A 21,015-nucleotide genomic window follows, 5' to 3' on the forward strand; every position below is an offset into this window, starting at 1 on the left:
GCCGACGTCACCGCGATCAACGTCATACTGCAATACCCGGAAAAGAACCTGATGGAAGTGCCGCAGGCGGTCAACCATGCACGCGAACTCGCGGCATTGATAGAAGCCGAGTACCCCGCCATCGACATACACCTGACCGGTGTTTCGATGTTGAACAACGCCTTCGCCGAGACCGGCATCAACGACGGTGCGACGCTGATGCCGCTGATGTTTGTCGTCATCTTCGTACTCACCTGGCTCATCATCCGCTCGTTATCGGCCACGTTTACAACCCTCGTCATCATCGGTCTGTCGTCGATGATCGGCATGGGCATCGCCGGATACTTCGGCGTCAAACTGACCCCGATCTCGATGTCGGCGCCGATCGTGATTCTCACGCTCGCGGTCGCCGACTCGATTCATATTCTATTATCACTGCACGGCCTGATGCGCGAAGGCATGGCCAAGCGCGATGCCATCGTCGAAGCGGTGCGCATCAACTTCCTGCCGGTCAGCATTACCTCGGTCACCACCATCGTCGGCTTCCTCGCGCTCAACTTCTCGGACGCCCCGCCCTACTGGCACCTCGGCAACATCACCGCGGTCGGCATCGCGGCGGCCTGGTTGTACTCGCTCACGCTGTTACCGGCGCTGCTCTCGATCCTGCCTTATCGCGTCAAGCAAACCCAAGGCACCGAATGGTCGCAGCGTGCGATGGATAAATTCGCGGATTTCGTCATCGGTAACAACAAGAAGTTGCTGATCGGCGTCGGCGCTGTCACGCTGGTGCTGATCTCGTTCGTGCCGACGCTCGAATTCAACGACCAGTGGGTCGAGTATTTCGATGAGCGCATCGAATTCCGCCGCGATTCGGACAAGTCCATGGAGCATTTCGGGCTCTACCCGATCGAATACTCGGTGCCGTCTAATGGCCCTGGCGGCGTTAGCGAGCCGGAGTATCTCACCAACATCGAAAACTTTGCCGATTACCTGCGCACACAGCCGAACGTGACTCACGTCTACGCGCTGTCCGACATCATGAAACGGCTGAACCGCAACATGCACGGCGACGACGCGGCCTGGCACCGTATCCCCGATGACCGCGAACTCTCGGCGCAATACCTGTTGCTGTACGAATTGTCGCTGCCCTATGGGTTGGATCTCAACGACCGCATCAACATCGACAAGTCCGCAACCCGCGTCACCGCAACCCTGTCACGCACCTCGACCGCGGAAACCAAGGCGTTCTTCAACGGCGTCGCCGCATGGCAGCAGGCCAACTGGCCCGCGTACATGCACGCCGAGCCGACCAGCGCCGCGGTCATGTTCACCTACATCAGCGAGCGCAATATGGAGAACATGGTTACCGGCACGATCGTCGCGATCATCGCCATTGCGCTGATCATGATGTTCGCGCTGCAAAGCCTGCGCCTGGGCGCCTTAAGCCTGATCCCGAACGGCCTGCCGATCCTGACCACCTTCGGCGCCTGGGCGCTGCTGGTCGGCACCGTCGGCTTCTCGGTCGCGACCGTGGCGTCGATCTCGCTCGGCATCATCGTCGACGACACCGTGCACTTCCTGTCGAAGTACGTGCGTGCTCGCAACGAACGTACACTGTCGATCGAGGATTCGATCCGCTACGCATTCCATAACGTCGGCATCGCGATCGTGGTCAACACCATCATCCTCGCCGCCGGCTTCTTCGTCATGACCACCTCGGCCTTCAAGATGAACGTCGATCTCGGCCTGATGACGATACTCGCCATCGGCTTCGCGCTGATCCTCGACTTTTTGTTGCTGCCCGCACTGCTGTTACTCGGCAAACGCCAGCCGGATGCATTGAAAGCACCCGAGGCCGCACTGCCAGCACCATCGGCAGCCACCGCTAACTAAATCATTTACATTAACTCGAAAACGGAGACACCATTATGAAAAGCAAGACCATGAAAACTTATCGCACCGCCCTCGGCTCTCTGCTGTTGCCGGCATTGCGGCTTTCCGGGCTGCGCAAGCAGAACCCAACCAAAACATTCAAGGTAAAGCGACCGGCCGGTTCGGTAGCACCCCTTTATTAATCCCGATTAAGGAGAACCAACATGCATCCCAGTACCAATACATCACTCGCCATCGCCCTTGTAATTGCCCTTTTTGGGGGCATCGCGTTTGCCGCACCCGTAGCGGCCAACACGCCCGCAGAGCAAGGCTTCGAAATCGCGGCGCGCTCGGACCGCACCGATATCGGCTTCGGCGACAGCCGCGTCGAGCTGCAGATGATCCTGCGCAACGCCGCCGGACAGCAATCCACGCGCTCGCTCAAAATCGCGACGCTGGAAAAACCCGACGAAAGTGTCGGCGACAAGAGCCTGGTTTTGTTCGAAACGCCGCGCGACATCGAAGGCACCGCGTTGCTGTCGCACGCCAAGATCCTCGATCCCGACGATCAATGGCTGTATCTGCCGGCGCTGAAACGCGTCAAGCGCATCGCGTCCAGCAACAAGTCCGGCCCGTTCGTCGGCTCCGAGTTCGCATTTGAGGATTTCACCGCGATCGAACTCAACAAGTTTGATTACAAGTACATCGGTACCGAAACCTACGGCGAGTTCCAGACCGATGTGCTCGAACGCAAACCACGTTATGAGAACTCCGGTTACAGCAAGCAGATTTCGTGGGTCGACCAGGACGCGTTCCAGTTGCGCAAGGTCGAGTTTTACGACCGCCGCGGCGACCTGCTGAAAGTGCTCAAGCTCGAAGACTACCGCCAGTACGACAACGGTGTGTGGCGCGCGCACAAGCTCATCATGGAAAACGTGCAGACCAACAAAAAGACCGACCTGGTCTACCAGGACTACGCGTTCAACGTCGGCATCTCAGACAAGGACTTCGTCAAGGGCCGCCTGAGCCGGTTGCGCTAATTCTTGGTCATTGCGAACGAAGCGAAGCAATGTGATGAATAAAATCCTCCTCAAGTCCATTGCGACGATTACCTTCCTGCTCTCGGCGCTCGTCGCCGAGACAGGAAGGGCTTCTTGGGATGTCTCGTCAAACATCGACCTGACCACGCGCATATTCACCGAGGAAACGCGTTGGCCCGGCCAGGACGACACGACGTCGCAACTGTCAATCGCCGGCTCGACCGAGTTTCGCTGGCGCGGTGACGAATCGCGCGCGTCGATCATCCCCTATCTGCGCTACGACGAAACCGACGACGAACGCTCGCTCGCCGACCTGCGCGAGGCTTACTGGGCGAAAGAGGCGGAAAGCTTCGAACTACTCATCGGCGTCAATACCGTATTCTGGGGCGTCACCGAATCCGTACACCTGGTCGACATTGTCAACCAGACCGACGCCGTCGCCGACATCGACGGCGAAGACAAGCTCGGCCAGCCGATGATCAACCTCGAACTGCAGCGCGACTGGGGATTGGTCAGCGTTTACGTATTGCCCTATTTCCGCGAACGCACTTTAGTGGGTGAAGACGGCCGCCTGCGCACCCCGCTGCCGGTCGACACCGACGACCCGCATTACGAATCGTCAGCCGAAGAAACCCACGTCGACCTCGCACTGCGTTACAGCCACTACGTCGGCAGCGTCGACATCGGCGTCAGCGCCTTCAGCGGCACCAGCCGCGAAGCGAGACTGCTGCCGAACGCCAACGGCAGCGAACTAATCCCATTCTACGACCAAATCGACCAACTCGGCCTCGACCTGCAATACACCGGTGACGCCTGGATATGGAAGTTAGAAGTCATCGCCCGTGAAACCCAAAACGATTCATTCACCGCGGCGGTGGGCGGCTTCGAATACACCTTTTACCAGGTGACTGAATCAAACGCCGACGTCGGCGTGCTGCTCGAACTGCAATACGACGGCCGCGATGACGGAGAACCCGTAACGCTCGCCGATAATGACCTGTTCGCCGGCATTCGCCTCGCGCTCAATGACACCCAGGACACCGCCGTACTCGCCGGCATGGGTTATGACCTGGAGACCAGCGAAACCTACGTCAATATCGAAGCCGACCGTCGCCTCGGCGATGACTATGTACTCGAACTGCGGGCACGCTTTTTCACCAATGTCGAGTCTGGCGATACCAGCCACGCAATCGAGAACGACGATTATCTGCAGTTGCAGTTAAGTCGGTATTTTTAGACCGAAACGGAGTTAGTACTTCCAATACAGATGGGAACCTCACTTTAACTGGTAACCAAATAGAAATACTGGCCCCGGAATTCACAATAGCTTTGGATTGCATAATACGATTATCGGCTGACGGGAATCTAACCTGAAAAATTAATAGTTATCGATTCAATTAATCGATAACTATTCGGGTATAATCGTATTCAAGTTTTTGTGAGGGAATACATGCACTTATCTAAATTACAAAATTCACTCGCCGATAATCGGTTCAACCCTCTAATATATATTAAAAGGTCGAAGACCTTTTAAATGAGCTGTTATGCGGATTAACTAAACGACAATGAAAGAGGCAGATTGGAAGATTTTTAAAGAGATCAAAGAGAAAGCGCTTGGATCCTTCTGTGAAAATGCTTTTTCTGAATTCACGGAGATTATCGAAAACGAAAGTGAACATATTCACGATAGATATCTTAAGCTGTATAAACTCGTTCATGAAAAAGACAAAGAATTAAGCGACATTTTTGATGGTCATAGCCGGTCAAAAGCAGCATTCCAATTACTATTAATCCGAAAAATGGGATTGGCGGATAAGGGTTTATTGCAAAAGATATCTGACGAGTTTGCCGAAGAAACCGATCCAGGGAGGTTACGTTGAAGAATCCGCATAACAAGGGCATGCAGACGGATCTCCGCAAGCGCTACACGCATGCTCCGGCCGCTGATGCGAGGCGTTATGTGTTATTTACAAAATCAAAGTATCGGAGCCTACTATGTCAGAGTTAATCGAAGCGAAAGGATCTTGTCTTTGTGGTGCCATTCGTTTTACTGCTAGGAAAGTTAGTAAAAGTGTAGGCGCCTGCCATTGCGGCATGTGCAGGAAATGGGGGGGCGGACCGTTGATGGCAGTTAATTCTGGCAGCGATGTATCATTCGAAGGAGAAGAAAATATATCGGTATACGATTCTTCGGCTTGGGCGGAACGAGGTTTCTGTAAACAATGCGGAAGCCATCTATTTTATCGGTTGAAAGAAAGCAACCAGCACATTATTCCGGCTGGTCTTTTCGAAAATCAGAAGTCTTTTGTTTTCGATAATCAAGTTTTTATAGATAAAAAGCCTTCGTTCTACAGCTTCGCAAATAAGACAAATGACATGACCGAAGCTGAGGTTTTCGAAAAGTATGGCGCATCATAAAAAAACACATAACAAGGCGCTGCAGTCGGATCGCCAAATCGCTACGCGGTTCGGCGACCGTTGAGCGCAGCGTTATAAGGCATTTGGAGAATCATGAATTACAAAGCATTAAATTTTAAAGAAAAACTTTCTCTCTTTAACGAGCAATGGACACCTAAAGTTATTGCGGAGATGAATGATTATCAATTCAAGATCGTAAAAATTAAAGGTGACTTCGTATGGCATGACCACGAGGACACGGACGAAACCTTCATTGTCTTGGAAGGAAATCTTCGCATAGATTTTAGGGATGGCCAGGTAGAACTGACGGATGGGGAAATGTTTGTCGTACCCAAAGGTGTAGAACATAAGCCCTATGCTGAAGAAGAGGTGAAAATGCTTTTAATTGAACCGCGAGGAGTAAAGAACACTGGGGATAAAGGTGGCGAACTTACCGCGGAAAATGATGTATGGATTTAATGCCTTATAACAAGCGCATGCAGTCGGGCGCGGCAGAGCCGCGCCGCTGATGCGAGGCGTTATGAATAATAGGAAAATATTAGGGGATAGACCAGGTTTATTTCACCGTCCGAATAGCAATCGAGCTAATCGTGGTCTGTCCCCTATTGTTCTCTTTATGATTTTTTGAATCGCCAGTTACAAGGCGGCTTGCAAATGACGTACCGGGTCCATTGCCCGCCCATCTCTACGGAACTCGAAATGCACGTGATAGCCGGTCGCATTGCCGGACCTGCCGACTGTAGCAATTATTGCTCCCTGCTGCACGCGCTGACCTCGCTGTACCATATTTCGTTGATTGTGCGCGTACGCGGTTTCAATGCCACCACCGTGATCGATGACAATCATATGACCATAGCCGCGATTGTAGCCGGAGTATTTGACCCTGCCCGCGGCCGATGCGCGAATCTGTGTTCCGCGCGCCGCGCGTAAGTCAATACCGGCATGCATGCGTCCACGGCGGCGACCAAAATGCGACGAAATCTCAAACCTGGCGAGCGGCCAGATGAAATCGGAGCGCCGGAGCTGACTGTCTAAATGCGCGTTCGATTGATCCGCCTGCTGGTTAGCATCGCCGTACGCATAATGGCTGTGCGGTGAAGCGTCAGGTATTACAAGCTGTGTGCCAGGCTCTATATATAACGGATCAACCCACGGATTGGCGTGGCGCAATTGCCCGGGTGTGACTTCGAGCGCAAAGGCGATGGAGTGGATGTTGTCATTCGACTTTACGGAATAGTAATTTGGCGATGGTCGCTCGCTATACGGCTGAAACGGGGCGCAGCCGAAAACTGTAACAACCGTCGTCAATACAAACAGAACTTTCAACATAGCATGCGTTCCGGCGGTGATTCGAGAACGAATGAAGTACTCTGATTGTACCAATTATAAATGAACATTCGCTTAATCGCTCAGCGCGCCAATTAGTAAAAAAATAAAGTTAATCTAACTAGTTTGACTCAAGTCAACAGCTTTTGCCGATAGTTTTGGTATTTATCAAATTCGATCATTGTGTAGATAGATTCAATTCGTCTCTAAAAGACGGATTTACTATCGACAGGAGAAAGTCCGATGACTATTGCACAAACGGTTCAGAAGCATCTAAAAGACCGCAAGATTGACTATGATGTAATCACCCATTCGCCGACAGGCTCGAGTTCGGAAACCGCGCAAAGCGCGCATGTCCCGGGCGACCGGATCGCCAAGGGCGTGGTGGTTAAGGATAGCAGCGATTACTTGCTGGCGGTGGTGCCAGGTGAGCACTATCTGGATGTAAAATCCCTGGGCGAGCATTTAAATCGTGATCTCGAAATGGCCGATGAGTCGGAACTCGGTAAGTTGTTCATAGACTGCAAGGAAGGCGCGGTACCGGCGCTGGGTATAGCCTACGGCCTCACAACCCTGGTCGACGAAGGCCTGCTCAAACAGCCCGAACTGTATTTTGAAGCGGGTGATCACGAGTCGCTGATCCAGGTCAAGGAAGCTGATTTTGAAGTCCTCATGGAGGGTGCAGAATTCGGCGTATTCAGTCACCATCGTTTGTAACTGATAAAAAAGATGACGGGGGGATTATTTTTTATTCCCTCCGTCGACTTCTTCTCGCTTCGAATGGCTATTGCAAATGATGCATTAATTTCAATTGCGCTGAGCGAAAAGCATCTCTAGCCAGCCAGTAACGTGTCTTTTGCCAAATTTATCTTGGCCGCGAGATATGCAGAACCACCGCGGTCCGGATGCAGCTTCTGCATCAGCCGCCGGTGCGCCTCGATAATCTCTGCTTCGCCGGCGTCGGATGACAATCCCAGTACCTGCAGCGCCTCTTCACGCGACATATCGCCCGGTTCGCTGGCTGTCCGTTGCTGCCCTTGCGTGCCGGCCTGTTGTTGCCAGGTGTCCGCATACACCCGGTCGAGGTAGGCCTGCAACAAGGCAACAGACTCCTCGTCGTCCTGACATTCGCGCAACAATTGCAGCAACGCATCCAGTCCCATTCGATCGAGCGTGCTGCCCTTGAACTGTCCCGCCAGAACCTCCCCGTTGAGGTCTCCCGAATCGTGGTTCAGTGTCATGCGGACATATTTGCTTTGTACGGTAGATGTTTGCCCGCTGCTCGGTTCAGTTCTTGATTTTAAAGCATCAATATCAACCAGCACCCGCTTGAGTAACGGAATATGATTGAGCAACACGAGCATGGCTCGCATGAACGGCAGCAAAGCGGCAAAAACCCCCGCCAGCCAATGCACCCGCCCCGTCAACACCAGCACCAGCAGCGCTACCGCGAGCAGGACCGCTATCCACTGCCAGTAAACCCGGGGAGGTTGGCTAAACAACCAGCGTAAAAAGAAGAACAGTCCAGCCGCCAGGCCGAGTAACAGTAACAGCCGTGCCACGGATCAATCCTTGCCCATCTGGCGGGTCAGTTGCCGCACAACCTCGCTGCGATCTTGACTGAAATCCTGCAAGGCTTTCTGACCGCCGGCGGCATAGACGGCAACCGCGCTCAACAGGTCCCGCAATTGGCCGGCGCTGGTCGCGTCGAAGCAACAGCAGGCGCCGCGGGTCAAGCGCGCGAATTCTTTGAACGCCCGTTGCGCCACCGGCTCTTCACCTTCATGAAACAGAAAAGCCGGCACCCCGAGCATCCCCAGTTCGCCCGCCAGGTGGCACAAGCGGTCGACGTCTTCTTCCACGCAGTCGCCGACGAACACGAGTGCCTGGACTTTCTTTTGTCTGGTCTGCTCGATTGCCTGACGCAGTACCTTTTCGATCTGCGTATAACCACCCCGGCAAGACACGCTCGTCATGCGGTGCAGCAGGTCATCCGCAGAAGACAGCCACGGGCTGACTTCGAATTCGCCAAAGCCGCGGTAGTAGCAAAGCTGAATATCCAGGCCGCCGAGCGCCGCGGTTTCGGTGAACATTTCGCCCTGAATCTGGCAGGCCTGGTCCCAGGTAGGCTCTCGACTGGCAGTGGCGTCCATCGCAAATATCAATCGCCCGCGTTCCTGACCGGATTTGACCACCGGTGTCGACCTGACCTGTTTAACGAACGCGTCAATCGCGACCTTGGTCGATTTTTGCGGAAGATCTTTGTCTGCGCCTGTCATGAAATCCGTCTTAGAACAGTCATCCCGGAGACAGTATACCTATTTTCCATGCGGCGGTTTTCAAGCCTGAACCAGGTGTCACTGTACCGGGAATTAACCGATCCCGAGATTCAATCACGAATTGCCAGACGTACTCGTTTAAGAAAAAAATCGAGAATGCATGCCTCGTTCCCACCAGCGCATCAGTAATCCGTCGACCGTGTCCTGCAGCACGATACCCAGTCTTTCCGGGAGCGGCTTTTTCTCCACGTACTTGACCTCGAACACGTCCGAATCCTCGCACGCTTTTGCGATGTATTCATCGCTGGTGATCAATTCGTCGACCAGCGCGCGGTCCAGCGCGCGTTGACCGAACCAGGATTCCCCGGTCGCGACCCGTTCGATATCGAGCCCGGGCCGGTGGTGGGTAACGAATTGCTTGAACAGCAGATGAATGTCCTCGATTTCCTCGGTGAACTTCTCCCGGCCCTTGTCGGTGTTCTCGCCCAATATCGTCAGGGTGCGTTTGAATTCGCCTGCCGTAATCATCTCGAAATCGATATCGTGCTTTTTCAGCAGGCGATTGAAATTGGGTATCTGCGCAAGCACGCCGATCGATCCGAGGATGGCAAACGGTGCGGCCAGAATTTTATTCGCAACGCAGGCCATCATATAGCCGCCGCTGGCGGCAACCTTATCGACGCAAACGGTCAAGCTGACGCCGTGTTCCTTGATGCGATCGAGTTGCGAGGACGCAAGCCCGTAGGCATGCACCATGCCGCCGCGGCTCTCCAAGCGCACGACTACCTCGTCGCTGGCTTGTGCCATCGACAATACCGCCGTAATTTCCCGCCGCAGCCGAGCCACCGCCAGGGCCCTAAGATCGCCGACGAAATCGAGCACGAAAACCCGCGGTTTAGCGTTTGCTCCGGTTTCACCGGTGGTAGCGCCCTTGGCGCCTTGCTTGAGCGCTTTCTTGCGTGCTTTGTGTTCGAGCTTTATCTCCTGACGCTTTTGCTTGATATGCAGTTTATACGTATCAGGATCTGATACCCCCGCATCGAGCGCAAAGCGCATGGCATCGATCTCGTCGTTGACCTTGGTGGTCTCGATATGGCCTTTCCTCGATTTCTTGACGCGTCGGGTGGCGAAAAACGAAACGACGACAACAACCAGTATGCCAATGACGATGGTAGCCAGCTTGGCGGCAAACAAGCCATAATCAAATAAGAATTCAGTCACGCTTAATCTCCATTTGTGTGAGTTGTGTTTCGGCAAGCATGATACCCGGCTGCCGCTGCTTGCGATACCGGGCTAACCATGGACAATGGAATCGAATCATTTGGTCTCCCGATAAGATAACCGTGACGCCCAGAATGACTTTTTATCTGATTCTTGTTGTTGGCCTGATCGCTTTTTTTACCTACATGATTTACATGCCGGGCCGATCCTACCAGGGGGAATTACCCGCGCTAGATTCTGCCGGCGAGCAAATGGCGCGACGCTTCGAGACCCATGTTGCTGCTCTGTGCAGCCACCCGGCGGGCAGGAATTACATCGAAAAAGAAGGCCTGGCCGCAGCCAGGGCGTATATCGCCACGCAGTTTGAAGCTTACGGTTATTCGGTCAGGCACCAGGAATATCAAATCTCGGGTGATCGTTTCGCTAATCTCGAGGTGACCCGCCTAGGCACCACGCGCCCGGACGAGATTGTGATCGTCGGCGCCCATTACGACGCCGTCATTGGCGCGCCCGGTGCGAACGATAATGGATCGGGTATTGCCGCCGTGCTCGAGCTCGCGGACCGATTCAAGGATGCGGAATTTCCGCGCTCAATCCGCTTTGTTGCCTTTGTCAACGAAGAGCCGCCGCATTTCACGCAGAAGACCATGGGCAGCGACGTGTATGCCAGACAGGCTGCGCAGGAAAAAGAAAAGATCGTCGCGATGTATTCCCTCGAAACAATCGGTTTTTTTCGTGATGAGGAGGACAGCCAACAGTATCCGCCGTTGTTCAATCTGTTTTATCCGCGCGCCGGTAACTTTATCGCGTTTGTCGGCAATCTTCGCTCACGGGGCCTCGTTACCCGCTCACTTCGATCGTTTCGCGCGCACGCAAGCTTTCCGTCGGAGGGAATTGCCGCACCGGCAATCATTCCCGGAATCAACTGGTCGGATCACTGGTCATTCTGGAAGCAGGGTTATCCCGCGATCATGATTACCGATACCGCACCCTACCGATATCCGCATTACCACAGCCCGGAAGATACGCCGGACAAGGTCGATTATGAGAAAATGGTTCCTCTCGTTAGCGGGATCGAAAAGATGCTGCAAGATATGCTGACAGAGTAATGGGGGGCGGTATACACTGGTGATTTAACTTGCCGAAATCTATCAATATCCGCGTTATTGGGTGTATGCTTTAAATCTCTCTCGTTGCGGAGATTTGTCATGTTTAAAACTATTTTATTGCCAGTAGACGTGGCCCACCTGGATGAAGGACATAAAACCCTCGAATTCGCACTGACTGTAATGAGCCCGGATACAGCGATTATTCTCCTCTATGTCATGGAAGATATACCCAATTGGACCGATATTGACCTGCCGCCAAATTTCAAGGCAAACTCTATGGAATCAGCCCGGAAAGCACTCGAAACGATTGCTGAAACGACCGATAAAGCGGTACAGATAGAAACCAGGGCGGGCCATGCCTACAGCACCATTCTGAAAGAGGCCGAGGCCATGAATGCCGATCTGATCATCCTCGCATCGCACAAACCGGGATTGAAAGAATTTTTTATTGGATCAAATACCACAAAGGTGGTCAGTCACGCCAATTGCTCGGTAGTGGTGGTGCGTTAATCGAGCTCGGCCCGTCTGACTCAGGACGGATTGACGCAGGGTGTCGTCAGTGTTTAGATAGCAGGTCAGGGGTTCGAAAATTACCAATCGCCGGGGATCCCGTGAACCCCTGGTTGAACGAAACGGCGACGCCGTTTCCGAACACAAAACGCGGGCGCAATGCCTGGTGCCCCCGGGGGTCGCCGGTGAAGAATTCAGGAGGACATCATGACGTCAACGTCCTGTAACCGGTGCCACGCCGAAACCGAACTCACGATCATCAATTTCGCCGACGGCGAAGCAAATCCGTTACGCATTCGCCTGAAAGAATTCCCGCTGCGCGCATGCCCCGAGGGCCATCGCCAGTTCGTGCGCCCGGATTTTGCCGCCGAGCTGTTGCAACACCTGACCGAGGAAGACGAACCCGAATTGCCAGCCGGCAAGGAAAAAGGTCTGATCATGAAGAAATACCTGTGCGAAAGCTGCGGCGAAGCGCTCGAGCCGAAGCCGGACCATCAGCATACCTTTTCGATCGATATCAGGCTCGACGATCTCGATCCATTCGGTGTAGACCTGACGATGCCGGTGTACAAGTGCTCGGCCTGCGGCAAGGAACAACTGCATTCGTTGAAAGAGGTGCGCAAACTGACGCCGGTGGCAATGGCGCATGCGTTCGAGGCGGCCGACATTCCGCCGCCACCGGCTGTTATCTGAACATTGATTTTCAGACCAAATTTGGAGACAGGAGACCACAATCATGAACGTTTCTTCCAATTCGAATCCAGTGACCGAGAAAAATCGCGGATTCCCTTTTGCGCCTGAAAACTGGCAGGAAAGCGATGCCGAGCGAATCGCTCGTGACGAAGGCATAGAACTCGGCCCGGATCACTGGCTGTTGTTACAATGCCTTCAAGAGTATTTTTCCAGGCATGAAAATTCCGACATTAACGTCCGGGAACTGAAGGATGCCCTGGATGAAACTTTTCATCAAAAAGGTGGGATCAGTTACCTCCATCGATTGTACCCGGGTGGACCCGTGGCACAGGGATGCAGACTCGCCGGCCTACCGATACCACCGGGCGCAGTGGATAAATCTTTTGGCAGCGTGCAATAGACTTCATCCTTGAAATAGGGTGATCGGGCTCGACATGATCACCGATGCAGGGCGACGCCACGAGGTCGCTAGCAATTGGGAGACAGGTTACGTATTTAATCCTCTGGTAATTATTAAGCGTTATTGGTAACAAAAATACTGTCCCCAGAATACCCTGAACAAGCACCCGGACGCCGGGTCACACGAGGTAAATCCCGCAGACCGTCACCAAGTGTATAAAAAACGTGATCTGTTCCCTATTTATTTATTACGACCAGCATCTAATAACGGGAATCAATCAAAAAAATAGAAATAATTCCTTTTTAATTCAATGATTTGTGATCCAAGCGAATTAAATCGGTTGATGGAAAATATAAAATAAATAAATGTTCCAAAACCTCGAGAGGGTTTATGGCTTGTGCAATATTAAAAATGAGTCCAGATGCAAACAGTGCATGTTGGGATAAGCTCGTGATGGTTGTTAACGGGTCCGACACCGTTATTCCGTTTATTCGCTTCAAAGATCGTTTTGATGCGGTGAATGCGTATAACCAGACTTTTATTGCACACACGAAAGGACACACTGGTGATCTCGATGTCGAAATTAACGGAATAATCCACAGGTTTACCTATGACGTGTGGCAGGCCGTTGGAGGAACACTTGACAAGTGGTACGAGGAGTACCTTGCTCTAGCTGATCAAACAGAAAGCCAATTTCAATAGCAAACCCTGCAATCATATCTCCAGAATTTAACCGATCGTTACGGGTGACAGTCGGAAGACAGTATACGTATTTAACGCTCTGGTAATTTTTAAGCTATATTTGTAATAGGAATACTGGCCCCAGAATACCCGGGGGCGTAATTATTTTTGTTAAGAATGAATGCGGCCCATTTATCAAAATAGTCCACAAAAAAGCAGTAAATAATTTCGCACCCCTAAATCCAATATACCGACATAACTCTCTATTATCAGTAACAACGAAGTAAAACATCGGAGAAATGACGTGGTCGCAATAACGACAATGCATAAATTGATAGGCGCTACTCTTGCATGGCCCCTATTGTGGGTACTGGTGTTTGACAGATGGTTCTTCCTAAGCCCGCTTGGTTTGTTTATCGCGTTCGGTATACCGATCGCAGGCTGGCTAATCTGGTGGAAATTTTATAAATCTGATGAACAGAAAATCGTAGCTGACAGTCAACTTGTATTAAACAAGGGTACGGAATTTTTGCACAAGCTTAAAAAACGTTTTCCCAATCATCAATAATCCAATCCTGCTCAAGTAAACGGGGGTCAGTACAGGAATTCCGGGGGGGAATTCCGGGGACAGTATACCTATTAACTAATAGCCCCTAATCGTGGCATTAATTTTCGGAATTCCGGGGACAGTATACCTATTAACTAATAGCCCCTAATCGTGGCATTAATTTTCAAGCAAGTTTCTCTGGCGGGCATAAGCACAATTTTTACAACTGGGATGCGCGTCCGGAATGTCTTCCTGATTTATCAATGTGATCATTTCTGAGACTTTTCCGGGAATCCAGTCCGTGCTCCAGTCATAAGGTATCAAGGTTTCACTGAACTTCATCACCCCGTAAAAAATTCGCCGCGGTCCGGTCTGTATTACAGACCAGAAAGTAAGCGGTTTCCGCGACGTGAAACCCAATCTGCTGCAGCAGATAGGCATAAAAATCCATCTGCGTTTTATAGCTCTCGCGATAGACATCAGACAAGTAAGTCTCAGCATCCAGCGATTTGGTATTTGCCTGGGATTTGTAATCGGCAACGACCAGTCGCTCACCCCGGGTATCTTGCCAGAGATCATCAACCCCTCCGGTCAGAATGATATTGGTGTCTTCAAAGCGATACATCAGGCCGTGGCGCAAGGAATCCCGCCACTTATCCATGTCAGGATGTTTGAACGTGGTCTATCCCCTATTCGCTATTCGCGGTAAACACGTAGATCAGCGTGGCGGTCACGATCGCGACCAGCAGCGTCTGGATACCGCTGCGCAGCCAGGATACGCCCGAGATCCGGCCGAGGAATACGCCGAGCAGGAAAATTATCAGCAGCGCGACGACTATTGCCGCATATAGCGGGGGTATCGGCAAAGGCAGCCCGGTCTGATCCAGGAACAGCGGCAACAGGATCGAAAGCGATATGGCCAACGGCGCCAGTCCGTTGACCAGCGCGATCAACAGCGGCACCCCGCGCGCCGCCTCGCCGTGCGCGCTGTCTTGCAAGCTGGTGATCATCGCCTCTTCGAGTTTGCCCAGTGCGCGCCGGCGTTCTGCAGCTTCGCTAACGTAGGCGCTGCTAAGGCCGCTCATGCCGAGCGCGATTGCAGCGCCCAAGCAAACATTTATAACTACCCTGAGATCGCTCGCGCCGCTGACCAGGAAACCGATGATGAGACCCAGCATCGTCAACGCCCCATCGAATCCGTTGACGACGAAATAGCGCCGCACGATATCACTGGAGCGGGTGATGCCCAGTAAAAATTTCACCTGGTCCAATAGGTTCATGGACCTTGACTGTCTTGGCCTTTACCCTGAACTTCGACTTCATCGATGCTGTGCAGCGATCCGCCTAGTTCACTGATGCTCGACTGTATCGCTTCGAAATCGATGCTGCCGCCTTCGACAACGACCTGTATGGTTTCGGTGTTTTCGTCGACCTCGAGCACCGTAACGCGCACCCGGCATTTATTGCTGGCACTTGCGATGGTACGCGCAAATTCGAGCACGTTCGGCTGGTGAGGTTTGAGCACATCAAGCACCAGCTTTTTAACAATGGCCATCTACCTTCCCCGCGTCAATCGAACCGAAGATCATACCCGATCCCTGCCGGAAGCCACAGGGGCTGTGACAGAATTACGCAGCAGGGTATATTTCATAAAAATCGTTTCCAGCCTGAGACCTACCCGCCCAGGTAAATAAAATAATACAGCAGCACCAGGGTCATACCGGTGCCGAGATTTACCAGAAAACCGTTCTTGATCATTTCACGCACGTTGACCACGCCGGTGGAATAGGCAATCGCGCTCGGCGGCGTGCCCACTGGCATCATGAAGTCGAGCGACACGCCGATTGCGATCAGCATCGCCATCGACTTTATGTCTAGCCCCAGATCGTCGGCCAGCGGCAGCATCAGCGGAATCAGAATCGCCGCCGAGGCGGTATTGCTGGCTACCATGGTCACACCGATGCCGAAAAAAACCAGTATCAGCAGCACCGCGAACAATGGAATACCCGTGATCGAGTCCTGCACCAGGCCAGCCAGCCAGGTGTCGATGCCCACCTGGTTGACCGCCGAACCCAGGCTCAGCCCACCGCCGAACAACAACAGCGTGGGCCAGGAAATTTTCGCCAGGTCGCCAACCTCGAGCAAACCCAGGGTAAACAAGGCGATAACCGGCACGAGCGCCACGGTGGCGGCGGACAAACCGGTAAACTTGGTGCTCAGCCAGCCGATCACGGTGATCAGGAAAACGAGAATAATCAATTTTTGTGAACGGTCGAGTTTGCGCTCGTGGTAGGTAAAACGGATTCTGTCGATCTCGGGTTTGTTGAACAGCGACAGCAGCAACCAGGTGAACAGCAGCGCCAGCAGCACAAAAGGCAGCGCCTTCGCCATCCATTCAACAAAATCCAGCGAGACGTTGTTCTGGTTCAGGAATTTTACCGCGATTGCGTTGGGCGGACTGCCGACCAGCGAACCGATGCCGCCGATGGTGGCGGCGTATGCCACCGCCAGCACCACCCCCTTGGCGAAGCGCGAATGTTCGTGAAACAGCCGGTTTTCCTTCAATACGATGATCGATATCGGAATCATGATCGCGGCCGAGGCCGTATTCGACATCCACATCGAAAGAAACGCCGTCACGAGCATCAGCCCGAGGACAAAAACGAGTGGCCGGTCGCCCATACGCTTTAATATTTCGTGCGCAATGCGGTAATCGATCCCGTACTTCTGCATTCCCTGCGCGAGGATAAAACCGCCGAAAAATAAAACGATCACAGGATCGAAATACGGCTGAAACACGGCCTCGGCGGTAAAATCGCCGAACGCGAGCAGTAAAAAAGAGCCGATCAGCGCAGAGACGAACAGCGCAATCACTTCAGAAACCCAGAGAATTACGACCGCAACCAGCGTAGCGGCAACCACCGCCTGGTTAGGCTCTGCTTGCGGCCAGGCCCAGTAGACCGCGATAAATGCCAGCACGGCAAGCAGGAACGCCCACCATTTGGAGTTGCCCCCGGCATTGGCTTTTTTTTCTGTGGTTTTACCTGTTTCCATTAGCCCGATTTTCTCTGCCGCAGCAGGAATTCTGATCACAATACACCGTTTAACCGTTCAACAATTGAGTCCGGTCAATTCGCGGATGGTGATTCGGTGGCAATATGAAATTTGACGAGTTATTTAAAATGGGTTTTAAGCCTTTTTTTATAATGATATTTGGACTTTATTCACGAAACAGCTGCTGAGGATTTGATAGAATGGATTTTAAAGAAGTGATTTCGATAGCGGGTTACGGCATCGAAACTATCGGCGTTTTGGTCATCATTGTCGGCTCGGCAGCGGCGTCATTTCGTTTTTTGTCTAGATTTCGCAAGGAGCCCGAAGGTGTTGCCTACGACGCCGTTCGGCGTCAGCTCGGGCGTTCGATCATCCTCGGCCTGGAATTTCTCATTGCCGGGGATATCATTCGCACGGTGATCGTCGCTGACACCTTGACCAACGTAACGATACTGGGATTGATTATCCTGATCAGAACTTTCCTCAGTTTTTCCCTGCATTTCGAGGTCGAGGGGCGATGGCCATGGGAGACTGCCAGACTATCGGGGAAAGATTAAGAGATCCTGTTGCGGCCTTACGGGTCGAGAATATTTTAAGGAATAAACATGAACAACCAATTGAACGACAAGCAAATACATCGATTAAGAGAACAGCTGGAAAATCAATTCAACGCCTTGTGGAGTGAAATTGGTTCAGAACTGAAAGGATCGGCCAAAGAGCGCTTCCTGCAAATCGCCGGCGAGGTTCATGATCTGGAGGATAGTTCGGTTGCTGACCTGTTTGCCGACCTGAATATGACGATACTCGACAAGCACGTGCAGGAAACGCGGGATATCAATAGCGCGTTGATTCGGATCGACAAGGGGACTTACGACATTTGCAACGACTGTGGCGAATCAATCGACTTCGATCGCCTGATCGCCTATCCGACAGCGACACGCTGTGTGCGCTGCCAGGATGTCTACGAGAAAACCCACGTCGAAGGAATGCATTCCAAGCTTTGAAACTTTAGGGGACAGACCACGCTTTCCTAAGCATTAAACTATAAACGTGGTCTGTCCCCTTAAATCCTATTTCAGTATTCTAGTGTGACTTATCGGCCTTGTTACCGTATCCAGCGCTATTCCCTGTTTCAGCATCTGCATGATTCCCACCGCTTCGAGATAATTGTTCGCGCGAAAGAACTTTCCGTGCTCGAAATCAAGTTCGTCCAGATCATTCGTCATGATATTTCGATTCCTTACTGCTATGACGGGTATGCCTTGTCTTATACAGGCCAGAACGGGTAATCCCACACAACCATCGGGAATAAGCACACAGGATACATCGCTGGCATTGAATCCCTTCTCGTAGGATACGATTCCGGGACTCTTGTGCAGACCCTTCAATACACAATGGATATGCCGAATTGAACCTGCAACAGGAGCCAGTCTCGGTTCGAAAACACCGTGATGCGGGGCGTCTCCCTGGGGAGCAGGGGCATGCGCGCACGGCTTATTGAAGAGCTCCACCGCAGCGTGTGTCATCATCGCTTCGATGCCACCGGTCGGGTTCACTGCTACATCCTGATATTCCCTGTCGGGATTAAAATATTCACGATACCAATCCGTATCCCGCTCTACATGAGTAGACAAAGCTATCGCTTGATAAGGATCGCCATACTTGTCTATGGTCTCGAAGAGATTCTCCATATGTTCCAACGCACCTACTGCCCTGCCTGATTTGGACAGGCCAATCGTGCAAGATGTCAATTTCTCCATCTCGAAAATGTCCGAATCGAGACCCAGCGTAATCCTTGCCGTCGAAACGGCATTGCGTATTTCCTCGTTGTATCTGAGGGCGCCCTTGTCAACCAGGGTTAAAATTCTGTTTGCTCTTACTTTTTGCAAGCCGACCTGTCCCATGAGAAGCCGGGTAACCGTGCTACCTTCGACGTACTGGGTATTTGGAAGCATTTCGTTATAGTCGGTCGCATTGACAACGTTAGGATGGGTAATCAGCGCATCGCAAGCCGAGGCCACTAATCTGCATACTGCATTTCCATCCCCTTCGTGACCACCTATCTCGCAGCCGATACCGGTAGGAATGATCAGGACTGCATTAAAGTTATCAGTGTTTTCGCGTTCTCGTTGGCGAAAGGCAAATATTCCGGGTTTCTCCGAGGACCATGGATTGGAACTATCGATCTCGAGAAAATCGACTTCCAGAAACCGCTGCCCGTCGTCGCAACCACAAACGATAAAACGAATGGCATGTTCGCCATACTCGCGGATTTTTGCATCCAGGTTTTCAAAGGTTAGCTCTTCCTCTTTGTTTATTCTTATCTCTTTGTGATAGACCCTCATGATCTCTTCTCCGGGTTGGGTAACTCTAATTGGGTCAGTCTTTAGGGTACAGACCACGTTTTCCCGAGCATTAAACTACAAACGGAGCCTGCCCCCTATACACGATATCGACAGCAGGTGATGCAGGTCAACTAATAGCCGGACAGCTATTTGTAAGCTTCGGTAATTGTAAGGAATAGCAATGCGGATTTTATCGTCATTATTCCGTCTGATACCGGCACTGGCCGCGCTGTTAATGATCTCGCCGGCCGGTGCCGACGAGGGCGGCAAGGCATACCTGATCGAGCTCGAGGGTACGATCGGGCCTGTCACCCAGGAACTCGTCACACGGGGTATCGCCGAGGCTGAACAGGACCATGCCGCCATCGTTATCCTGCAAATGGACACGCCCGGCGGCCTGGATCATTCGATGCGGGAAATCATCAAGACCATCCTGGATGCCCAAGTGCCGGTTGTAACCTGGGTCTCGCCGCAGGGATCACGCGCCGCCAGTGCGGGCACCTATATCCTATACGCCAGCCACATCGCGGCGATGGCCCCGGCGACCAACCTGGGCGCGGCGACACCGGTGCAGATCGGCGGACTACCCAAACTGCCTTCCCAACCGTCGCAGCCGGGGGAAGAAAAGCCGGACGACGACGGTAAAACCGACATGGAACGCAAGATCCTCAATGACGCGATCGCCTACATCAAGGGCCTGGCGAAACTCAGGAACCGCAATGAACAATGGGCCGAGCAGGCAGTGCGCGAGGCCGCCAGCCTGAGCGCGGAGGAAGCGCTGGAGCTGAATGTCATCGACCTGGTCGCGGCCGATCTCAACGACTTGCTGAGACAGCTCGACGGGCGCGAAATCAACGTCAAGGGACGCATCGTGGTACTCGACACCGATGCCATGGTCGTCGAACGCATCACTCCGGATTGGCGCTCCGAGCTGCTCGCCATCATCACCAATCCCAACATCGCCTACGTACTGATGCTGATCGGTATTTACGGGCTGATTCTCGAGTTTTCCAACCCGGGGGCGATTTTGCCGGGCGTGACCGGTGCAATTTGCCTGTTGCTCGCGCTCTACGCCTTCCAGGTGCTGCCGGTCAACTATGCCGCGCTCGCGCTTCTCGCGATCGGGCTCGCGTTCATGATCTCGGAGATATTCGTCACCAGCGGCGGCATCCTCGGCATCGGCGGTGTAGTCGCGTTCACCGTCGGCTCGATCATGCTGTTCGACGATGATTACCTGGCCGTGTCGATCCCGATGATCGGCGGCACCGCGCTGGTCGCCGCCGGATTCATGCTGTGGATACTGAGGCGTTTCGCCACGCTCAGGCGCGCCCAGGTGGTCAGCGGCGAGGAATACATGATCGGCCATATCGGCACCGTGCGCGAGGCGTTCGACGCCCGCGGGCGGATCGACCTCGATGGCGAAAACTGGATCGCGGAAACCCGCGTTCCGCTGGACGCGGGGCAAAAGGTGCGCGTCACCGCCGTCGATAAACTGATACTGAAAGTCGAGCCGGTCGAGAAATCGTCCGAGGAGGAATAAA

At 52.9% G+C, this 21,015-nt stretch carries 25 protein-coding genes; 16 read left to right on the top strand and 9 right to left on the bottom strand.

Annotated features, from left to right (window positions below; genetic code table 11):
- The 7 genes from OES20_12680 to OES20_12710 form a co-directional block, all read left to right on the top strand.
- A partial coding sequence (locus OES20_12680; protein ID MDH3635545.1) for an MMPL family transporter occupies positions 1-1,872 on the top strand: 1,872 nt, incomplete at its 5' end.
- 35 nt (positions 1,873-1,907) lie between these two features.
- Complete coding sequence (locus tag OES20_12685) at positions 1,908-2,054, top strand: hypothetical protein (protein MDH3635546.1); 147 nt, start codon at positions 1,908-1,910, stop codon at positions 2,052-2,054.
- A 21-nt stretch (positions 2,055-2,075) separates the two neighbouring features.
- The gene (locus OES20_12690; GenBank protein ID MDH3635547.1) at positions 2,076-2,891 is read left to right on the top strand and encodes an outer membrane lipoprotein-sorting protein; all 816 of its coding nucleotides are present in this window, start codon (positions 2,076-2,078) and stop codon (positions 2,889-2,891) included.
- A gap of 34 nt (positions 2,892-2,925) precedes the next feature.
- Positions 2,926-4,128, top strand: a complete 1,203-nt coding sequence (locus OES20_12695) for a hypothetical protein (GenBank protein ID MDH3635548.1) — start codon at positions 2,926-2,928, stop codon at positions 4,126-4,128.
- A gap of 328 nt (positions 4,129-4,456) precedes the next feature.
- Positions 4,457-4,771 carry a hypothetical protein gene (locus tag OES20_12700; GenBank protein MDH3635549.1) on the top strand — a complete coding sequence of 105 codons (315 nt, stop codon included), beginning with the start codon at positions 4,457-4,459 and terminating at the stop codon, positions 4,769-4,771.
- A 115-nt stretch (positions 4,772-4,886) separates the two neighbouring features.
- Positions 4,887-5,309 (top strand): GFA family protein, encoded by a 423-nt coding sequence (locus OES20_12705; GenBank protein ID MDH3635550.1) that lies wholly within the window; start codon positions 4,887-4,889, stop codon positions 5,307-5,309.
- A 93-nt stretch (positions 5,310-5,402) separates the two neighbouring features.
- Positions 5,403-5,768: a cupin domain-containing protein gene (locus OES20_12710; protein ID MDH3635551.1), complete on the top strand. Its 366-nt coding sequence runs from the start codon at positions 5,403-5,405 to the stop codon at positions 5,766-5,768.
- Positions 5,769-5,945: 177 nt separating this feature from the next.
- Here the strand turns inward: OES20_12710 and OES20_12715 are convergent, their stop codons facing one another.
- Positions 5,946-6,638 (bottom strand): LysM peptidoglycan-binding domain-containing M23 family metallopeptidase, encoded by a 693-nt coding sequence (locus tag OES20_12715; protein ID MDH3635552.1) that lies wholly within the window; start codon positions 6,636-6,638, stop codon positions 5,946-5,948.
- 240 nt (positions 6,639-6,878) lie between these two features.
- Here OES20_12715 and OES20_12720 point away from each other — a divergent pair, with 240 nt between their 5' ends.
- Positions 6,879-7,352 (top strand): YbaK/EbsC family protein, encoded by a 474-nt coding sequence (locus OES20_12720; protein MDH3635553.1) that lies wholly within the window; start codon positions 6,879-6,881, stop codon positions 7,350-7,352.
- 116 nt (positions 7,353-7,468) lie between these two features.
- Here the strand turns inward: OES20_12720 and OES20_12725 are convergent, their stop codons facing one another.
- The 3 genes from OES20_12725 to sohB all read right to left on the bottom strand — a co-directional run bounded on the left by OES20_12725 (position 7,469) and on the right by sohB (position 10,135).
- Positions 7,469-8,197: a molecular chaperone DnaJ gene (locus tag OES20_12725; GenBank protein ID MDH3635554.1), complete on the bottom strand. Its 729-nt coding sequence runs from the start codon at positions 8,195-8,197 to the stop codon at positions 7,469-7,471.
- 3 nt (positions 8,198-8,200) lie between these two features.
- Entirely contained in the window at positions 8,201-8,914 is a 714-nt protein-coding gene (locus tag OES20_12730) for a VWA domain-containing protein (GenBank protein ID MDH3635555.1), read from the bottom strand.
- Between the two features lie 138 nt (positions 8,915-9,052).
- Complete coding sequence (sohB, locus tag OES20_12735; protein ID MDH3635556.1) at positions 9,053-10,135, bottom strand: protease SohB; 1,083 nt, start codon at positions 10,133-10,135, stop codon at positions 9,053-9,055.
- A gap of 251 nt (positions 10,136-10,386) precedes the next feature.
- On the opposite strand from sohB, the gene OES20_12740 reads away from it, so the two are divergent.
- The 5 genes from OES20_12740 (at position 10,387) to OES20_12760 (ending at position 13,549) form a co-directional block, all read left to right on the top strand.
- Positions 10,387-11,244, top strand: a complete 858-nt coding sequence (locus OES20_12740; GenBank protein MDH3635557.1) for a M20/M25/M40 family metallo-hydrolase — start codon at positions 10,387-10,389, stop codon at positions 11,242-11,244.
- A 99-nt stretch (positions 11,245-11,343) separates the two neighbouring features.
- Complete coding sequence (locus tag OES20_12745) at positions 11,344-11,754, top strand: universal stress protein (GenBank protein ID MDH3635558.1); 411 nt, start codon at positions 11,344-11,346, stop codon at positions 11,752-11,754.
- Positions 11,755-11,961: 207 nt separating this feature from the next.
- Entirely contained in the window at positions 11,962-12,447 is a 486-nt protein-coding gene (locus OES20_12750) for a hypothetical protein (GenBank protein MDH3635559.1), read from the top strand.
- 43 nt (positions 12,448-12,490) lie between these two features.
- Complete coding sequence (locus tag OES20_12755; protein ID MDH3635560.1) at positions 12,491-12,847, top strand: TusE/DsrC/DsvC family sulfur relay protein; 357 nt, start codon at positions 12,491-12,493, stop codon at positions 12,845-12,847.
- A gap of 390 nt (positions 12,848-13,237) precedes the next feature.
- A complete protein-coding gene (locus OES20_12760; protein ID MDH3635561.1) occupies positions 13,238-13,549 on the top strand; it encodes a hypothetical protein in 312 nt (103 codons plus the stop codon).
- An 854-nt stretch (positions 13,550-14,403) separates the two neighbouring features.
- Here OES20_12760 and OES20_12765 read toward each other — a convergent pair.
- From OES20_12765 to OES20_12780, 4 genes are all read right to left on the bottom strand, one after another.
- Complete coding sequence (locus OES20_12765; protein MDH3635562.1) at positions 14,404-14,736, bottom strand: PD-(D/E)XK nuclease family protein; 333 nt, start codon at positions 14,734-14,736, stop codon at positions 14,404-14,406.
- A gap of 28 nt (positions 14,737-14,764) precedes the next feature.
- Entirely contained in the window at positions 14,765-15,355 is a 591-nt protein-coding gene (locus OES20_12770; GenBank protein ID MDH3635563.1) for a hypothetical protein, read from the bottom strand.
- A complete protein-coding gene (locus OES20_12775; protein ID MDH3635564.1) occupies positions 15,352-15,630 on the bottom strand; it encodes a DUF211 domain-containing protein in 279 nt (92 codons plus the stop codon). The genes OES20_12770 and OES20_12775 overlap by 4 nt, the downstream gene beginning before the upstream one ends.
- Positions 15,631-15,749: 119 nt before the next feature.
- Entirely contained in the window at positions 15,750-17,129 is a 1,380-nt protein-coding gene (locus OES20_12780) for a DASS family sodium-coupled anion symporter (protein MDH3635565.1), read from the bottom strand.
- Between the two features lie 200 nt (positions 17,130-17,329).
- Between OES20_12780 and OES20_12785 the strand changes: the two genes are divergently transcribed.
- Both OES20_12785 and OES20_12790 read left to right on the top strand, forming a co-directional pair.
- A complete protein-coding gene (locus tag OES20_12785; protein ID MDH3635566.1) occupies positions 17,330-17,686 on the top strand; it encodes a DUF1622 domain-containing protein in 357 nt (118 codons plus the stop codon).
- A gap of 48 nt (positions 17,687-17,734) precedes the next feature.
- A complete protein-coding gene (locus tag OES20_12790) occupies positions 17,735-18,133 on the top strand; it encodes a TraR/DksA C4-type zinc finger protein (GenBank protein ID MDH3635567.1) in 399 nt (132 codons plus the stop codon).
- A 66-nt stretch (positions 18,134-18,199) separates the two neighbouring features.
- Here OES20_12790 and OES20_12795 read toward each other — a convergent pair whose 3' ends face one another.
- Complete coding sequence (locus OES20_12795) at positions 18,200-19,474, bottom strand: DUF3326 domain-containing protein (protein ID MDH3635568.1); 1,275 nt, start codon at positions 19,472-19,474, stop codon at positions 18,200-18,202.
- A 181-nt stretch (positions 19,475-19,655) separates the two neighbouring features.
- Between OES20_12795 and OES20_12800 the strand changes: the two genes are divergently transcribed.
- Entirely contained in the window at positions 19,656-21,014 is a 1,359-nt protein-coding gene (locus tag OES20_12800) for a nodulation protein NfeD (GenBank protein MDH3635569.1), read from the top strand.
- Position 21,015: the final 1 nt, after the last annotated feature.

The organism is Gammaproteobacteria bacterium, assembly GCA_029862005.1.
In the GTDB taxonomy this organism is placed as follows: domain Bacteria; phylum Pseudomonadota; class Gammaproteobacteria.

What these genes read in the sequence shown, in the direction of transcription:
- OES20_12685 (MDH3635546.1), top strand. Translation starts at nt 1,908, where the DNA reads ATGAAAAGCAAGACCATGAAAACTTATCGCACCGCCCTCGGCTCTCTG.
- OES20_12690 (MDH3635547.1), top strand. Translation starts at nt 2,076, where the DNA reads ATGCATCCCAGTACCAATACATCACTCGCCATCGCCCTTGTAATTGCC.
- OES20_12695 (MDH3635548.1), top strand. Translation starts at nt 2,926, where the DNA reads ATGAATAAAATCCTCCTCAAGTCCATTGCGACGATTACCTTCCTGCTC.
- OES20_12700 (MDH3635549.1), top strand. Translation starts at nt 4,457, where the DNA reads ATGAAAGAGGCAGATTGGAAGATTTTTAAAGAGATCAAAGAGAAAGCG.
- OES20_12705 (MDH3635550.1), top strand. Translation starts at nt 4,887, where the DNA reads ATGTCAGAGTTAATCGAAGCGAAAGGATCTTGTCTTTGTGGTGCCATT.
- OES20_12710 (MDH3635551.1), top strand. Translation starts at nt 5,403, where the DNA reads ATGAATTACAAAGCATTAAATTTTAAAGAAAAACTTTCTCTCTTTAAC.
- OES20_12715 (MDH3635552.1), bottom strand. Translation starts at nt 6,638, where the DNA reads ATGTTGAAAGTTCTGTTTGTATTGACGACGGTTGTTACAGTTTTCGGC.
- OES20_12720 (MDH3635553.1), top strand. Translation starts at nt 6,879, where the DNA reads ATGACTATTGCACAAACGGTTCAGAAGCATCTAAAAGACCGCAAGATT.
- OES20_12730 (MDH3635555.1), bottom strand. Translation starts at nt 8,914, where the DNA reads ATGACAGGCGCAGACAAAGATCTTCCGCAAAAATCGACCAAGGTCGCG.
- OES20_12740 (MDH3635557.1), top strand. Translation starts at nt 10,387, where the DNA reads ATGGCGCGACGCTTCGAGACCCATGTTGCTGCTCTGTGCAGCCACCCG.
- OES20_12745 (MDH3635558.1), top strand. Translation starts at nt 11,344, where the DNA reads ATGTTTAAAACTATTTTATTGCCAGTAGACGTGGCCCACCTGGATGAA.
- OES20_12750 (MDH3635559.1), top strand. Translation starts at nt 11,962, where the DNA reads ATGACGTCAACGTCCTGTAACCGGTGCCACGCCGAAACCGAACTCACG.
- OES20_12755 (MDH3635560.1), top strand. Translation starts at nt 12,491, where the DNA reads ATGAACGTTTCTTCCAATTCGAATCCAGTGACCGAGAAAAATCGCGGA.
- OES20_12760 (MDH3635561.1), top strand. Translation starts at nt 13,238, where the DNA reads ATGGCTTGTGCAATATTAAAAATGAGTCCAGATGCAAACAGTGCATGT.
- OES20_12765 (MDH3635562.1), bottom strand. Translation starts at nt 14,736, where the DNA reads ATGGATAAGTGGCGGGATTCCTTGCGCCACGGCCTGATGTATCGCTTT.
- OES20_12770 (MDH3635563.1), bottom strand. Translation starts at nt 15,355, where the DNA reads ATGAACCTATTGGACCAGGTGAAATTTTTACTGGGCATCACCCGCTCC.
- OES20_12775 (MDH3635564.1), bottom strand. Translation starts at nt 15,630, where the DNA reads ATGGCCATTGTTAAAAAGCTGGTGCTTGATGTGCTCAAACCTCACCAG.
- OES20_12780 (MDH3635565.1), bottom strand. Translation starts at nt 17,129, where the DNA reads ATGGAAACAGGTAAAACCACAGAAAAAAAAGCCAATGCCGGGGGCAAC.
- OES20_12785 (MDH3635566.1), top strand. Translation starts at nt 17,330, where the DNA reads ATGGATTTTAAAGAAGTGATTTCGATAGCGGGTTACGGCATCGAAACT.
- OES20_12790 (MDH3635567.1), top strand. Translation starts at nt 17,735, where the DNA reads ATGAACAACCAATTGAACGACAAGCAAATACATCGATTAAGAGAACAG.
- OES20_12795 (MDH3635568.1), bottom strand. Translation starts at nt 19,474, where the DNA reads ATGAGGGTCTATCACAAAGAGATAAGAATAAACAAAGAGGAAGAGCTA.
- OES20_12800 (MDH3635569.1), top strand. Translation starts at nt 19,656, where the DNA reads ATGCGGATTTTATCGTCATTATTCCGTCTGATACCGGCACTGGCCGCG.